Genomic DNA, 14,150 nt, shown 5'->3' with positions numbered 1-14,150 from the left:
GGTCAGCGCCCATCTTTGTTGAGGCGCGGATTGAGCGCGTCGTTGAGGCCTTCGCCGATCAGGTTCAGCGCTAGCACCGAAACCAGTATGGCGATGCCGGGAAACACCGTGATCCACCAGGCCTGTCGGATCACGGTGCGGCCAGCGCCGACCATGTAGCCCCATGACATCAGGTTCGGATCGCCGAGGCCGAGGAAGGAGAGCGAGGATTCCAGGAGGATTGCGGTCGCCACCATCAGCGAAGCCAGCACGATGACGGGCGAGAGCGCATTGGGCAGGATCTCGCGCCAGATGATCCAGCTATGGGTCTGTCCGGTGACGATCGCCGCCTGGACATATTCGCGGGTGCGCAGCGACAGCACTTCACCGCGCACCAATCGCGCCACCGGCGGCCAGCTCACGATCGCGATCGCCAGCACGATCGAAACGATCGAGGGCTGCATGATCGCCACCAGCACGATCGCGAGCGCAAAGCTCGGCACGGTCTGGAAGAACTCGGTGAAGCGCATCAGGGCATCGCCGATCCGGCCGCCGAAGTAGCCGGCAAGCGCGCCAACGGGAATGCCGACGGCAAGCGCCGCGAGCGTCGAGACCAGCCCGACCAACAGCGAGACGCGCGCGCCATAGATGATGCCGGCGAACACGTCGCGGCCGAGCGCGTCGGTGCCGAGCGGCAGGCCTGATATCGTGAACGGCGGCAGGAACGGCCGCTGCACCATGCGCCAGGGCGAATTCGGGAAGATCATCGGCCCGAACAACGCGACCGCGATCGCGATGATAAGAATGATCGAGCCGATCAATCCGCCGGGATTGCGCAGCAATAGCTTCCAGAACCGCTTCATGCCGCAACCTCGATGCGCGGATCGACCGAGCGGTAGATCAGGTCGGTGATGAGGTTGAACGCCAGCACCATCGCCGAGCAGACGACGAAGACGCCGAGCAAGAGGTTATAGTCGCGCTGCAGCAGCGCCTCATACATCAGCCGGCCAATGCCGGGCCAGGCAAACACGGTCTCGGTCAACACAGCGCCGCCGACCAGCGTGCCGGCCTGCAGGCCGGCGAGCGTCACCACCGGCAGCAGCGCGTTGCGCAGGATGTGGCGGCGCTGGATCACCGCGTCGCGGAGGCCCTTGGCGCGCGCGGTCTTGACGAAATCGAGACGCTTCACTTCCAGCATCGAGGCGCGCGTCATGCGGGTGTAGGTCGCCATGAAGAACAGGCCGATCGTGGTGGCCGGCAGGATCAGGTGCGCGCCGACGTCGAGCACGTGAGCGAAGCCGGTGTAGTTGGCGCCGACCGTCTCGTAGCCGAAGCTCGGCAACCAATCCATCGCCACCGAGAACAACAGGATCGCCATCAGTGCGACCCAGAACAAAGGCGTGGCGTAGAAGATCAGCGCCAATACCGTGATCGCGGTATCGGCCCAACTACCCGCGCGGCGCGCCGCCAATGTTCCGAACAGCACGCCTGATAGCAGCGAGATCGCAAACGCGGTTCCGGTGAGCAGCAGCGTTGCCGGCAGCCGCTCGAGGATCAATTGCGATACCGGCGCCTGCTGGCGGAAGGAGAAACCGAGGTCGAAGGTGGCGATGCCCTTCACATACCGATAGAGCTGCACGGGCAATGGCTGATCGAGCCCGAATTTCTCGCGGAGCTGGGCGACGAAGAGCTGATCGCTGGCGCCGGCTTCTCCGGCCATCACCACCGCGGGATCGCCGGGCGCCAGCCGGATCAGGAAGAAGTTCAAGACGACGATCGCGAGCAGCACGACGATCGCCTTCATAATTCGTTGCGTGATGAATCCGAGCATCGGAACCTTTCAGCTCGTTCGGGAGACGACACAGCCGCGGATCAAGGAGGCGGTCATCGCCGTCGATTCAACGGGTCTGGCCTGGAGGGGCAAGGTCAAACTCTCGGCAATCGGCGCTTAAGGAATGAACAGCAGCATGGACATCCCTTTCGCAACCGGGCCGCTTTGCGATTCTGGCGGTTCTATGCAAGGGATGTTCCTGTTGCCAATGATGGGAGCCTCCTCGTGAAGGCCGTCTATACCGAACTGCATCGCAGCCATGATCCGCAATTCTTCCTGGTCCGCGGCGTCGTCAAGCGCACCACCGAACAGCCCGAGCGCGCCGACCGTCTGCTGGCAGGGCTGAAGGCGGGCAAGCATCAACTGGTCGAGCCGACCGTGTTCGGGCAGGGGCCGCGGGCGCGGGTGCACAGCGCCGAATATCTGAGCTTCCTCGCGGAAGCCTGGGACGCCTGGTCGGCGCTCGGCGATTCCGGTTCCGAGATGATTGCCAACATCCATCCGGTGCGCAACGCCGCCACCTATCCGACCCATATCGTCGGCCGGCTCGGCTGGCACACGGCCGATACCGCCGCGCCGATCGGGCCGGGCACTTGGGCGGCCGCTTGTGCTGCGACCGACGTCGCAGCGACCGCGGCGCAGATGGTGATGGAGGGCGAGGACGCCGTCTACGCGCTGTGCCGTCCGCCCGGTCATCACGCCTATCGCGATATCGCCGGCGGTTTCTGCTTCCTCAACAACAGCGCGGTTGCGGCCGCGCATCTGCGGCTGAAACATGAGCGCGTCGCGATCCTCGATGTCGATGTCCATCACGGCAATGGCACGCAGGGCATCTTCTACGAGCGGCCTGACGTGCTGACGGTGTCGATCCATGCGGATCCGGCCTCGTTCTATCCGTTCGTCTGGGGCTATGCGCATGAGCGCGGCGCGGGTCCGGGGCTCGGCACCAATCTCAACATCCCGCTGCCGATCGGCACCGGCGACGACGGTTTCCTCACGGCGCTTGCGACGGTGGAGAAGACGATCGAAGCTTTTGCGCCCGGCGCGCTCGTCGTGGCCCTCGGTCTCGATGCCTCCGAGCACGATCCGCTGGCGGGCCTTGCCGTCACAACGGAAGGATTCCGCCGCATCGGCGCCGCCATCGCGCGGATCGGCCTGCCGACGGTGTTCGTGCAGGAAGGCGGCTATCTCTCCGACATCCTCGGTGCCAATCTGACCGCGGTGCTCGGCGGGGTTGAAGCAGCAAGGTGAGGGACTTCGTAGGATGGGTAGAGCGAAGCGAAACCCATCGCGACGGAGCAAGCGGCGCGAATGATGGGTTTCGCTGCGCTCTACCCATCCTACGACGTCGTGCCCGCGAAGCCGGCGGGCGTCTCGCGAAAAGCGCCGTAGGGTGGGCAAAGCGAAGCGTGCCACCATGAAGCATTCCGCTCGTGATGGTGGGCACGCTTCCGCTGGAGTCCGTTTAAGCGACGGCGCGTGCGCACCGGCGCGCTTGGCACGTCATTGCGAGCGGAGCGAAGCAATCCATAGCGCCGCAAGGCGTGGATTGCTTCGCTGCGCTCGCAATGACGGAGGCTGTCATTCCGGGGCGATGCGTTAGCATCGAGCCCGGAATCCATCTAACCGCAGAGTATGCGGCCCAATGGATTCCGGGTTCGCGCTTCGCTCGCCCCGGAATGACGAGGGGAGAGATCAGCGCTCTTTCTCTGCCGCCTTGATCGCGAGTGACAGGCTCAGCTTGATCTGCGCGACCATGTCGTCGAGCAATTCTTCGCGCGTGGTTTCGGCGAGCTGGCCGGTGAGCAGGCCTTGCTCGGCGAGCATGACGACGCCGTGCAACGAGGCCCAGATCTGCAGCGCGTGGCGCTCGCGCAAGAGGGCGACCGCCGGCGACTCCAGCGCTTCCAGCAGCAGACCGAACGTCTCCATCGCGGCGCTGTGCAGCTCGCTCTCCTTTGGCGAGCAGGCCATCACGCGCGAGGCGAACATCAGGCGGTAGATGCCGTGGCGGCGCAGGCCGAAGGCAAGGGCGGCTTGCGCGAAGCGCGAGATCTTTGTCCGCTTCGACGGTCCGTCGATCGCATCGCGCAGCGTCGTGTTGAACTGGCGAAAGGCTTCCGCCGTGACGGCCGACAACAGCGCCTCGCGGTCTGCGAAATGCCGGTAGGGTGCGGGCTGCGAGACGCGGAGCTTCTTGGCGAGTGCGCTGATGCTGATGGCCTCGGGGCCGCCGAGTTCCGCTTCCTGCAATGCCGCATGCACCAGGGCGTCGCGGAGGTCGCCATGGTGATAGGCATTTTGCGGCTTGCGGGCGAGGCGTGTTCCCATCTCAATGTGATAGGCTATAACTTTTCGCTTGACAGCACAACCGGACCGCGAATGTAATAGCTCTAAATTGAGACGTGGCCGAAGCAAGCCGCGTCCGCCGAGAAGCAGAGGAAACGCCAGTCCGCGCATCGAGCCACGGGCATCGATGCTGCGCGCGGCAGAGGGAAGCGCCCGCATGTCCGCAAAGCTGAAGATCCACGTCGACCAGGACAGGTGCCAGGGACACGCGCGCTGCAAGGCGCTCGCGCCCGAACTATTCGACCTCGACGAATACGGCAATGCCCATGAGCACGGCGAAGGCCGTGTGCCTGAAGGTCTCGAGGACAAGGCCTATCTCGCCCAGACCAACTGCCCGGAATTCGCGATCGAAGTCATCGAGGAGTGAGGCGCGCGGTCGGACCGCCGCCTTCATCCACACTTGATCTGAACGAACACAGCGGAAGGAAACTGCCGATGTCCGATTCCGTCAGCATGATGCCCGAACACCCGCCGGTGACCGACTGGATCCGTGATTTCGACCACACCGATCCGGCCTGGACCGAGAATCCGTTTCCGATCTGGGAGCAGTTGCGCGCAGCCTCGCCGGTGGTTCACACCGACCGCTTCCTCGGCTGCTACATGCCCACCACCTATGAGGCGGTAAAGCAGGTCGCCTACGACACCGAGCATTTTTCCTCCCGCCGCATCATCGTGCGCGACGTGCGGCCGGAGGTCACGCAGCCGGCGCCGCCCATCACCTCCGATCCACCCGAACATAAGCCGGCCAAGCAGTTGCTGCTGCCGCCGTTCACGCCCGACGCGATGAAGAAGCTCGAGCCACGGGTCCGTGCGATCTGCAACGAGCTGATCGACGAGTTCATCGACGACGGAAAATGCGACGCCGCCGAGCGCTACACGAAGCACATTCCAGTGCGCGCCATCGCCCATATGTTGGGTATACCCGAGAAGGATGGCGACCTCTTCATCAAGTGGATCCACGAAATCCTCGAGCTCGGCATCAAGGATCAGGACATTTTGATGCGCGCGCTCCACGAGATGAGTGCGTATTTCGCGGGCCATATCGCCGAACGCAAGGGCAAGCCGACCGACGACCTGATCACGACGCTGATGAACGCGCGCGACAAGGACGGCAAGCCGTTGTCGGACGCCCATGTGCTCGGCTCGCTGCGACTGCTCCTGGTCGCCGGCATCGACACCACCTGGAGCGCGATCGGCTCCTCGCTCTGGCACCTTGCGAAGACGCCCGCGGACCGTGAACGGCTGGTTGCTCAGCCGGAATTGTTGCCGATCGCGATCGAGGAGTTCCTGCGCGCCTATTCCCCGGTGACGATGGCGCGCGAAGTGGTGAAGGAGACCACGGTCAGCGGCTGCCCGGTCAAGCCCGGCAACATGGTGCTGTTGTCCTTCCCCGCTGCCAATCGCGACCCTGCGATGTTCGCGGACGCCGACAAGGTGGTGATCGACCGCAAGGAGAATCGTCACGCCGCCTTCGGCCTCGGCATCCATCGCTGCGTCGGCTCGAACCTCGCGCGCATGGAGATGATGGTCGCGATCGAGGAATGGCTGAAGCGGATTCCCGACTTCCGGCTCGATCCGGCCGGCAAGGTGGCGTGGTCGGAAGGCACCGTCCGCGGCCCGCGCGCGCTGCCATTTTTGTTCGGGGCAGGCTAGTTACAGTGCCGTAGCCCGGGTGGAGCGAAGCGTAACCCGGGGACGCCGGTAGACGTGGATGGAAGTGTCCCGGGTTGCGCTTCGCTTCACCCGGGCTACGGACCTGCGCCGGATCAAACATCCATGTTGCGGAGGCGCTGGCGGTTGCGCAGCACGATCTGGCGGGCGCCGGAGAAGCCGAGCACGCCTTCGTCGTTCAGTTGCGACAGCGCGCGGGAAACCGTCTCCAGTGTCAGTCCCAGATAATCGCCGATGTCGCGGCGGCACATCGGCAGCGCCATCATGCCCATGCCGGCAACCGCAAGGCGGCGATCCATCTCCAGGAGGAAATTGGCGACCCGCTCCATGGCGCTCTTGCGGCCGAGCAGGAGCATGTGCTCTTCGGCATGCTTGAGATCGCCCGCCGTCATGGTCCAGAGCTTGTGGGCGACCTGGACGTCGGTGCAGGCTGCCTGTTCCAGGCTGCGGCGCTTTACCAGGCGCACGGTGGTGTCGATGATGGCTTCCGCTGCCAGCCTGTGCTTGGCGCCGGACTCGAGCCCGAAGACGTCGCCGGGCAGGAGGAACGCGCCGATCTGGCGGCGCCCGTCGGCGAGCAGCTTGTAGGTGCGCACCGCGCCGCGGATCACCTGGTAGACGTATTCAGCCGGCTCGTCCTCGCCGTAGATCTCCTCGTCTTTCCGGTAGGTGAATTCGGTGGCGATCAGGCCGGCATGTCCGGCCAGGCCGCAAAATGGCTCGGCAGGCGCGTGGCCGCCCGGCACAGGCCGGTTGATGTTGAGGGAAGCGGCGGCGGGCGACCGGGTGAGCATGAGCCATCTCCTATGCAGCGGATGGCTTTTGGTACGCGGAACAGGCGAACTCGGAAATTTCGCTCCATGCCTTAAGGGCAAGCCCTTAGGTAGAATTACGGAGGTCCCGGTAGCGCGTTCGTAGCCCGGGTGGAGCGCCAGCGTAACCCGGGATGTCTGCGCCCGCGTTTGAGAGCGGCCCCGGGTTACGCTGCGCTCCACCCGGGCTACGGGGCTCCACCCGGGCCACAGGCTACGGGGCGTGTGAGCTCGATCGGTCGGTCTTGATCACGTCCCAGATGCGGGTGGACAGGCTGTCCTCGACATGCGGCTTGTGCAGCACATGGCGGATGCCGGCGGCCGCGGCCTTGGCCGGAATGGTCGCGTCGGGGTAGCCGGTGATCAGAATGATCGGCGTGTCGATGTCGCGCTGGCGCAGAATCCCGGCGAGGTCGATGCCGCTCATGTTCGGCATCTTGTAGTCGATCACGAAACAGTCGGCTCCGCCCATGGTCATGGCGTTCAGCAACGCCTCGGCGCTGCGGAAGGTGCGGACATAGAAGCCGTCGGTTTCCAGGAGGAAACGCAGCGAGCCGAGCACGTCGGTATCGTCGTCCACGACGTAGACAAGGGGAGTTCGGGTGGGTGCGGGCATCGCGGTGTTGTCCGACTTCCGGGCCGGCCATCCGGTCCATCAAACGACATTTATAAGCCTGTCGATGCCGGCCAGCTTGATTCAGCTCAATCCTTGAGCGCCCCGGCCCGCATGGCCAGGCGGACCAGCTCCGAAAGGCTGCTCGCCTGCATCTTGGTCATCACATTGGCCCGGTAAACCTCGATGGTCCGGGGGCTGATATTGTAGTCGCGGGCGATCATCTTGTTGGAAAGCCCGGCCACCAGCCCGTCCATGACCTGCCGCTCGCGCGGGCTGAGCGAGGCGATGCGGGTGGCGACATCATGGGCCACGGCCTCGTCGCGGGCGCCGGCCTCGGCCTGCCGGAGCGCGACGTCGATCATCGCGATCAGCCGGTCGTCCTCGAACGGCTTCTCCATGAAATCGACCGCGCCGAGTCTCATCGCTTCGACAGCGAGCGGGACATCGCCGTGGCCGGTCATGATGATGACCGGGAAGGCCCCGCGGCTTTCCTTGACGCGCTTCAGCAGCTCGATGCCGTCCATGCCGGGCATGCGGATATCTGACACCACGCAGCCGAACTCGACGGTGGGGAGCGCGTCCAGGAAGGCTTGCGCCGTCTCGAACAGGCGGACTTCGAAGTCAGCCGAATCGAGCAGGAATTGCAGCGAATCCCGCATCGCGTCGTCATCGTCGATGACGTAGACATTTCCCCTACGTGCCATCTGTCAAACTCTCGTTCGGTACCGCCGGCAGCGTGAAACGGAAGGTCGCGCCGCCCGCCTGATTGGATTCGGCCCACATCCGCCCGCCATGCGCCTCGATGATCGAGCGGCTGATCGACAGCCCGACGCCCATGCCGGTTTCCTTTGTCGTGAAGAAGGTCTGGAACAGGTTCTTCTCCACATCCTCAGGAAATCCATGGCCGGTGTCGAACACCGATACTTCGATCATGTCCTCATCGACCGGCCGGTTCGAGGCGATCAATTCGCGCCGCTCGGACTGCGCCATCGCCTCCAGCGCATTGCGGAACAGATTGACCAGCACCTGCTGCACCTGGACGCGGTCGACCAGCACCAAGTCATATCGCGGATCGAGGTTGAAGCGGATCCGCACGTCCTGCTCGCGGGCGCCGGCAAGCCCGAGCGCGCCGGCTTCCTCGACCATCTTCGAGAGGCGTTCGACGCGCTTTTCCGATTCACCGCGGGCGACGAAGTCGCGCAGCCGGCGGATGATCTGCCCGGCGCGGATCGCCTGTTCGGCGGCGCGATCCATCGCGCCCTCGATCTTGGCGCGGTTCGGGTCATCGCTTGCGGCGAGCAGGCGGCGCGAGCCCTTCATGTAATTGCTGATGGCGGCGAGCGGCTGGTTGAGCTCATGGGCGAGCGCGGACGCCATTTCGCCCATTGCGCTGAGGCGCGAGACGTGGACGAGTTCCGATTGCAATTCCTGCAGCCGCGCCTGCGTCTGCTGGTGCTCGGTGAGGTCGCGGACGAAGCCGGTGAAATAGGGCACGCCGCCGGACTGCATCTCGCCGATCGACAAATGCATCGGGAAGGTGGTGCCGTCCCTGCGCTGGCCGGTCACGATGCGGCCGATGCCGATGATGTGGCGCTCGCCGGTGGTAAGGTAGCGCGCCATGTAGCTGTCATGGCGGGAGCGGTCGGGCTCCGGCATCAAGATGCTGACATTCTGTCCGATGGCCTCCTGCTCGGTATATCCGAACTGCCGTTCCGCGGCGCTCGAGAAGAACTGCATGATGCCGCGGCCGTCGATGACGATCATCGCGTCGGGGATCGTCTCCAGGATCGACCGCAGGTGCCCTTCGCGCGTGCGCAGGGCCTCCTCATGCTGCTTTTCCTCATCGATGTCGAGCGCGATGCCGGAAAGATGCGTAGACGTCTTGTCCCGCGTCAGACTGCCGCGCAGCCGCACCCAGTGGTTGTCGCCATCATTTCGGCTCAGCCGGTAGGCGAGGTCGAAGGCCTCTCCGCTCTCGGTCGCGCGTGAAATGGCCTGTTCAGTGCGCTGGCGGTCGTCGGGCTCGAGCAGCGAGAGGAAGAGCTCATAGCTGATCGGCGCGTCGTCGGGAACGCCGAACAGCCTGCGCGCGGTGGTCGACCAGGTGAGCTGCTTGGTCGCCAGATCGATATCCCAGCCGCCGATCCCGGCTCCCTCGGCACCGAGCCGAAAGCGCCAATCAGGGGCGCGGTCATCGGAGGGGGAGGGGTCGAGGCCAGTCAAACGCTTTTCCGGTTCTTCGCCGCAGGGTGGATTCGTACAGTGGTCTGGCAGATTATGGTCCGATTGGCCAGTCCTGCTCAAGGGGAGGAGGGGCTTCGTCCCGCAGTCGCTGTGACCCGCAGCAGGTGCGGTGATTGACCTCGGTCAATATGCCAGCGGGGCGGCTGGCTTAAATGAAGAACTGGACAGAGGATTCGCCTTGTACAAATTTCTCGAGCTGACCGCCGCCGATTACATGACGCGCGAGCCGAAGACGGTCTCGCGCGACATGACGATGGCCAAACTGTGCGAACGATTCGAGAAGGAGGACTTCAACACCTATCCCGTCGTCGACGGGACGCAGGTGGTGGGGATGGTCTCCAAATTCGATCTCTTGTCCTGCTTCGTCTTCACGCCGGCGCGCATCCTTCCGCGCTATGAGGATCTGATGCAGAAGACGACCGCCGATGTGATGACGTCGGAATTCATATATGTGGTGCCGGAGACACGGTTGACCCGCGTGCTCGAATTGATGATCAATCACCGACTGCGGAGCATTCCGGTGCTCGAAGGCGAACAGCTCGCCGGCATCATTTCCCGCGAAGACGTGATGCGCGCCCTGCGCGACTGCGCTGGCGCGGCAGGCTGATCCTGAGTCCAGTTTTAATAAAGAAATGCAGCGTGACGACGATTGATCATCACGCTGTAACAGGGCCGTGCCTCTAGCCCGTCTTCGCCCACTCCCTGTCGTCAGGCGAAGCCAGGTAGAATCCGGACATCGGCTCGACCCAGCAGAGATGGTCGTGGACCTTCTTCACGCCGGCGACGTTCTCGGTGGCGACGACGACGGCCTGGCGGCTGCGCTCGTCGGTGATGACGCCGCTTAAGTGCACAATGCCGTCGCGGACGACGACGCTGAGGCCGAACGGGCACCAATCCGCTTTCTCCAGCGCAGCGATGATGCGGTCACGGATGTGGTCATCGTCGGCGGTCGGATCGGGGACGTCGCGGGCAAGGCTTGCCACCGCCTGCAAGAGGTTGGACCGTGACACGATGCCGACGAGCTCGTCACCGCGAACGACCGGCAGGCGCTTGATGTGATGCTTCTCCATCAGCGCGACGATCGTATCGAGCGGCGTCTCCTCGGTGACCGTGATCGGGTCCGAGGTCATGATCTCGGCGACCCTGTGGCCCTGCTCGCGAACGAACTCGGTGGCGGCCGGGCCGGGGCCGAGCAGAAATTTCAGGAACCGGCCGTACTTGCGCTGGGTTCCGATCTCGCCGCGACGCAGGAAGTCGCCTTCCGAGATGACGCCGACCAGCTTGCCGGCGGCGACGACCGGTAGTCCACTGATATGCCGCTGCAGCATCAGGTTGGCTGCATCGACGATGGTTGTTTCCGGCGTGACTGAAATGACCGGGCGGGTCATGATCTGATGGGCGCGCATGGGTTTGTTCCCGTTTGATGCGGTTGATAGTCGCAGCCTAGTCGCACTGTAGGTGCGGTGTTTGAGGCAGGTCAACGCCTTCGGCGGGGCCGAATTGAGCAAGCGCAAGGCCAGCTCTGAAACAGGAACTATTCGTCATGGGCCGGCCACCATGGCTGGTTACGGTGTCGCATCGGAGCGCCATCGCCACGCAATCTCGGCACTGCCAGTGCCAGCCGAAGGTCCGGAAGCAGAGCAATGTCCACGTACAGATTGAATCACCTGCTGTCGCCGCGCTCGGTCGCGCTCGTTGGAGCCAGTCCGCGCGAGGGCTCGGTCGGCCGCGCCATCGTGCAGAATATTTCCGGCGGCAAGTTCAAGGGCCAGTTCGGTGTGGTCAATTCGCGCCATGCCGAGATTGCCGGCGTCGCCACGGTCGGCAGGATCGCCGAATTGCCGTTCGTGCCCGAACTCGTCGTGATCACGGCGCCGGCTGCCGCCGTGCCCGGGATCGTCGACGACGCCGGACAGCGCGGCGCGATCGGCGCCGTGATCATCACCGCCGGATTGGGCCACGGTCCAGGCTCGCTGGCGGAGGCCACCGAACAGGCGGCGCGAAAGCATCGCATGCGGCTGATCGGCCCCAATTGCATCGGCATCATGGCGCCCAGCGTCGGCCTCAATGCCAGCTTCTCCACGCATCTGCCGGCGCCCGGCAACCTCGCGCTGATCTCGCAATCGGGCGCGATCGCGGCCGGCATGGTGGACTGGGCCGCGCAGCGCGTGGTCGGATTTTCCGGCATCGTCTCGATCGGCGACCAGCTCGACGTCGATATCGCCGATCTCCTGGATTATTTCGCACTCGACGGCGCAACGCACGCCATCCTGCTCTATGTCGAGTCGATCAAGGACGCGCGCAAGTTCATGTCCGCGGCGCGCGCCGCGGCGAGGATCAAGCCGGTCGTCGTGGTCAAGTCCGGCCGCATGGCGCAAGGCGCGAAGGCGGCCGCCACCCATACCGGCGCGCTTGCCGGCTCGGATGCGGTCTATGATGCCGCGTTTCGCCGCGCCGGCATGCTCAGGGTCTCCGACCTGCGCGAATTGTTCGACTGCGCCGAGACGCTGGCGCGCGTGGCCTCGCCGCCCGGCAAGCGGCTTGCGCTGCTCACCAATGGCGGCGGCCTCGGCGTGCTCGCGATCGACCGGCTGGTCGAGCTCGGTGGAATTCCGGCGACGATCACGCCAAACATTCACGCGCAGCTCGATGCGGCCCTGCCGCCGACCTGGTCGGGCTCGAACCCTGTCGACATCGTCGGCGATGCCGGGGCTTCGCGTTACGCCGTGGCACTCGAGGCGCTGCTCGCCGATCCCGGCAATGACGCGGTCCTGGTCATGAATGTGCAGACCGCGATCGCCGCGCCGGACGAGATCGCTTCGACCGTGACCAAGATCGTTACCGAGCACCGCAAGAAGCGGGGCAGGGCGGCCAAGCCGGTGCTTGCGGTGTGGGTCGGCGCCAATGGCACCATCAGCGACGTCTTCAGCGGCAACAGGATTCCGAACTACATCACCGAGGACGACGCGGTGCGAGGCTTCATGCATCTGGTGCGGCACCGCGAGGTGGTGGAAGAATTGACGCAGGTGCCGCCGGCGATGCCGGAGAGTTTCACGCCTGATGCCGCGGCGGCGCGCAAGATCGTCACCGCCGCGATCTCGGACGGGCGCCAGTGGCTCAACCCGATCGAGGTCAAGGAGCTGTTCGAGGCCTACGACATCCCGATGGTCGAGACCTATCTCGCCGCCGATGCGGAGGGGGCGGTCAAGTATGCCAACACGCTGTTCGCCCAGGGCATGACGGTGGCGCTGAAGATCATGTCGCGCGACATCGTGCACAAGTCTGATATTGGCGGCGTCGTCCTCAACCTCACATCGCCCGATGCCGTGCGCACGGCGACCGCGGAGATCCTGGGACGCGCCAAGACACTGCGGCCAGAAGCGCGAATTGATGGCGTCATCGTGCAGGCGATGATCGTGCGGCCGAAGGTGCGCGAGCTCATTCTCGGCCTTGCCGACGATCCGACCTTTGGCACCGTGGTCGTGTTCGGCCGCGGCGGCGTTGCGGTCGAGATCATCAACGACAAGGCCCTGGCGCTGCCGCCGCTCGACATGCGACTGGCGCGCGAATTGATCGAGCGCACGCGGGTGTCGCGGCTGTTGCGCGCCTATCGCGACGTGCCGGCGGTGAAGCCCGATGCGGTGGCGACGGTGCTGGTCAAGCTCGCGCAGATGGCGGCGGATCTTCCCGAGATCAGGGAGCTCGACATCAATCCGCTCCTGGCGGACGAGGCCGGCGTGCTCGTGGTCGACGCGCGCGTCGCAGTCGGCATCGTGCCGCGCAAATTCGCAGGCCCCGGGCTCAGCAACTTTGCGGTCAGGCCCTATCCGTCACGATGGCAGCGGCAGCTTGCGGACCGGGACGGGCGACCGATCGACGGGCGACGCATCTTCGCGCGGCCGATCCGCCCCGAAGACGAGCCGCAGATCCACGAATTGCTGCGGCATGTCACGGCTGAGGATTTGCGGCTGCGCTTCTTCGCGCCGATCAAGGAATTTTCCCACGAGTTCATCGCTCGCCTCACCCAGCTCGACTATGCGCGCGCGATGGCCTTCGTGGCGGTCGACGAAAGCACGCAAGAAATCCTCGGCGTGGTGCGGATTCATTCCGACTCGATCTATGAAAGCGGGGAATATGCAATCCTGCTGCGCACCGATCTGAAGGGCAAGGGGCTCGGCTGGGCGCTGATGCAGCTTCTGATAGAATATGCGAAGTCGGAAGGGTTGAAGGCGATCTCGGGTCAGGTGCTGACCGAGAACATCGTGATGCTGGACATGTGCCGGAAGCTCGGCTTCGAGGTGAAGGCCGATCCCGTCGAGTACGGCCTCTGCGACGTCAAGCTGGCGCTGTGAGGCGCCACCGCTTCGTGGTCCGGGTGGAGCGGAACGCGTAACCCGGGCTAAGAGCCTCTCGCCGTCATTGCGGCCACCGCTCTCTCCTCCGTCATTGCGAGCGCAGCGAAGCGATCCATGCCTCCGCAAGCGGTGAGATGGATTGCTTCGCTGCGCTCGCAATGACGGGGGTTAGGTCTGATTTGGATTTCAAACAGCGTGCAGCACCGTAGCCCGAGTGCAGCGCAGCCCGGGGCCACTCGCCAATGTGGACGCAGATGTCCCGGGTTACGCTGGCGCTTCGCCCGGGCTACGAA

At 64.7% G+C, this 14,150-nt stretch carries 13 protein-coding genes; 5 read left to right on the top strand and 8 right to left on the bottom strand.

Annotated elements, in window-relative coordinates; genetic code table 11:
- Positions 1–2 precede the first annotated feature (2 nt).
- Together ACZYOF_RS03265 and ACZYOF_RS03260 are read right to left on the bottom strand one after the other, a co-directional pair.
- Positions 3–842, bottom strand: coding sequence for an ABC transporter permease (locus ACZYOF_RS03265; protein ID WP_130579512.1), 840 nt, complete (start codon positions 840–842; stop codon positions 3–5).
- Positions 839–1,810, bottom strand: coding sequence for an ABC transporter permease (locus ACZYOF_RS03260; RefSeq protein WP_130579513.1), 972 nt, complete (start codon positions 1,808–1,810; stop codon positions 839–841). Before ACZYOF_RS03260 ends, ACZYOF_RS03265 begins: the two co-directional genes overlap by 4 nt.
- Positions 1,811–2,035: 225 nt before the next feature.
- Here ACZYOF_RS03260 and ACZYOF_RS03255 point away from each other — a divergent pair, with 225 nt between their 5' ends.
- Entirely contained in the window at positions 2,036–3,061 is a 1,026-nt protein-coding gene (locus tag ACZYOF_RS03255) for a histone deacetylase family protein (protein WP_463714786.1), read from the top strand.
- Positions 3,062–3,505: 444 nt separating this feature from the next.
- On the opposite strand, the gene ACZYOF_RS03250 is transcribed toward ACZYOF_RS03255, so the two are convergent.
- Entirely contained in the window at positions 3,506–4,141 is a 636-nt protein-coding gene (locus ACZYOF_RS03250; protein ID WP_463714785.1) for a TetR/AcrR family transcriptional regulator, read from the bottom strand.
- Between the two features lie 175 nt (positions 4,142–4,316).
- Between ACZYOF_RS03250 and ACZYOF_RS03245 the strand changes: the two genes are divergently transcribed.
- Positions 4,317–4,526 carry a ferredoxin gene (locus ACZYOF_RS03245; RefSeq protein WP_130579516.1) on the top strand — a complete coding sequence of 70 codons (210 nt, stop codon included), beginning with the start codon at positions 4,317–4,319 and terminating at the stop codon, positions 4,524–4,526.
- Between the two features lie 68 nt (positions 4,527–4,594).
- Positions 4,595–5,812 carry a cytochrome P450 gene (locus ACZYOF_RS03240; RefSeq protein ID WP_130579517.1) on the top strand — a complete coding sequence of 406 codons (1,218 nt, stop codon included), beginning with the start codon at positions 4,595–4,597 and terminating at the stop codon, positions 5,810–5,812.
- 113 nt (positions 5,813–5,925) lie between these two features.
- On the opposite strand, the gene ACZYOF_RS03235 is transcribed toward ACZYOF_RS03240, so the two are convergent.
- The 4 genes from ACZYOF_RS03235 to fixL all read right to left on the bottom strand — a co-directional run bounded on the left by ACZYOF_RS03235 (position 5,926) and on the right by fixL (position 9,481).
- Positions 5,926–6,624 carry a helix-turn-helix domain-containing protein gene (locus ACZYOF_RS03235; RefSeq protein WP_463714784.1) on the bottom strand — a complete coding sequence of 233 codons (699 nt, stop codon included), beginning with the start codon at positions 6,622–6,624 and terminating at the stop codon, positions 5,926–5,928.
- Between the two features lie 232 nt (positions 6,625–6,856).
- Positions 6,857–7,258, bottom strand: coding sequence for a response regulator (locus ACZYOF_RS03230; RefSeq protein WP_463714783.1), 402 nt, complete (start codon positions 7,256–7,258; stop codon positions 6,857–6,859).
- Between the two features lie 86 nt (positions 7,259–7,344).
- Complete coding sequence (fixJ, locus tag ACZYOF_RS03225; RefSeq protein WP_463714782.1) at positions 7,345–7,962, bottom strand: response regulator FixJ; 618 nt, start codon at positions 7,960–7,962, stop codon at positions 7,345–7,347.
- Positions 7,952–9,481 carry a sensor protein FixL gene (gene fixL, locus ACZYOF_RS03220; RefSeq protein WP_463714781.1) on the bottom strand — a complete coding sequence of 510 codons (1,530 nt, stop codon included), beginning with the start codon at positions 9,479–9,481 and terminating at the stop codon, positions 7,952–7,954. Before fixL ends, fixJ begins: the two co-directional genes overlap by 11 nt.
- A 199-nt stretch (positions 9,482–9,680) precedes the next feature.
- Here fixL and ACZYOF_RS03215 point away from each other — a divergent pair, with 199 nt between their 5' ends.
- Positions 9,681–10,109 carry a CBS domain-containing protein gene (locus ACZYOF_RS03215; RefSeq protein ID WP_463714780.1) on the top strand — a complete coding sequence of 143 codons (429 nt, stop codon included), beginning with the start codon at positions 9,681–9,683 and terminating at the stop codon, positions 10,107–10,109.
- Between the two features lie 73 nt (positions 10,110–10,182).
- On the opposite strand, the gene ACZYOF_RS03210 is transcribed toward ACZYOF_RS03215, so the two are convergent.
- Positions 10,183–10,908: a CBS domain-containing protein gene (locus ACZYOF_RS03210; RefSeq protein WP_463714779.1), complete on the bottom strand. Its 726-nt coding sequence runs from the start codon at positions 10,906–10,908 to the stop codon at positions 10,183–10,185.
- A 237-nt stretch (positions 10,909–11,145) separates the two neighbouring features.
- Between ACZYOF_RS03210 and ACZYOF_RS03205 the strand changes: the two genes are divergently transcribed.
- Positions 11,146–13,854, top strand: coding sequence for a bifunctional acetate--CoA ligase family protein/GNAT family N-acetyltransferase (locus ACZYOF_RS03205; RefSeq protein WP_463714778.1), 2,709 nt, complete (start codon positions 11,146–11,148; stop codon positions 13,852–13,854).
- Positions 13,855–14,150 lie beyond the last annotated feature (296 nt).

The organism is Bradyrhizobium sp. LeoA1Lang (genome assembly GCF_055413685.1).
The sequence above is the reverse complement of the archived record's forward strand: the minus strand, read 5'-3'. Positions and strand labels throughout refer to the sequence as shown.

Coding starts and splice junctions, on each gene's coding strand:
- ACZYOF_RS03245 (WP_130579516.1), top strand. CDS start 4,317: ATGTCCGCAAAGCTGAAGATCCACGTCGACCAGGACAGGTGCCAGGGA.
- ACZYOF_RS03260 (WP_130579513.1), bottom strand. CDS start 1,810: ATGCTCGGATTCATCACGCAACGAATTATGAAGGCGATCGTCGTGCTG.
- ACZYOF_RS03265 (WP_130579512.1), bottom strand. CDS start 842: ATGAAGCGGTTCTGGAAGCTATTGCTGCGCAATCCCGGCGGATTGATC.
- ACZYOF_RS03240 (WP_130579517.1), top strand. CDS start 4,595: ATGTCCGATTCCGTCAGCATGATGCCCGAACACCCGCCGGTGACCGAC.
- ACZYOF_RS03230 (WP_463714783.1), bottom strand. CDS start 7,258: ATGCCCGCACCCACCCGAACTCCCCTTGTCTACGTCGTGGACGACGAT.
- fixJ (WP_463714782.1), bottom strand. CDS start 7,962: ATGGCACGTAGGGGAAATGTCTACGTCATCGACGATGACGACGCGATG.
- ACZYOF_RS03205 (WP_463714778.1), top strand. CDS start 11,146: ATGTCCACGTACAGATTGAATCACCTGCTGTCGCCGCGCTCGGTCGCG.
- ACZYOF_RS03235 (WP_463714784.1), bottom strand. CDS start 6,624: ATGCTCACCCGGTCGCCCGCCGCCGCTTCCCTCAACATCAACCGGCCT.
- ACZYOF_RS03250 (WP_463714785.1), bottom strand. CDS start 4,141: ATGGGAACACGCCTCGCCCGCAAGCCGCAAAATGCCTATCACCATGGC.
- ACZYOF_RS03210 (WP_463714779.1), bottom strand. CDS start 10,908: ATGCGCGCCCATCAGATCATGACCCGCCCGGTCATTTCAGTCACGCCG.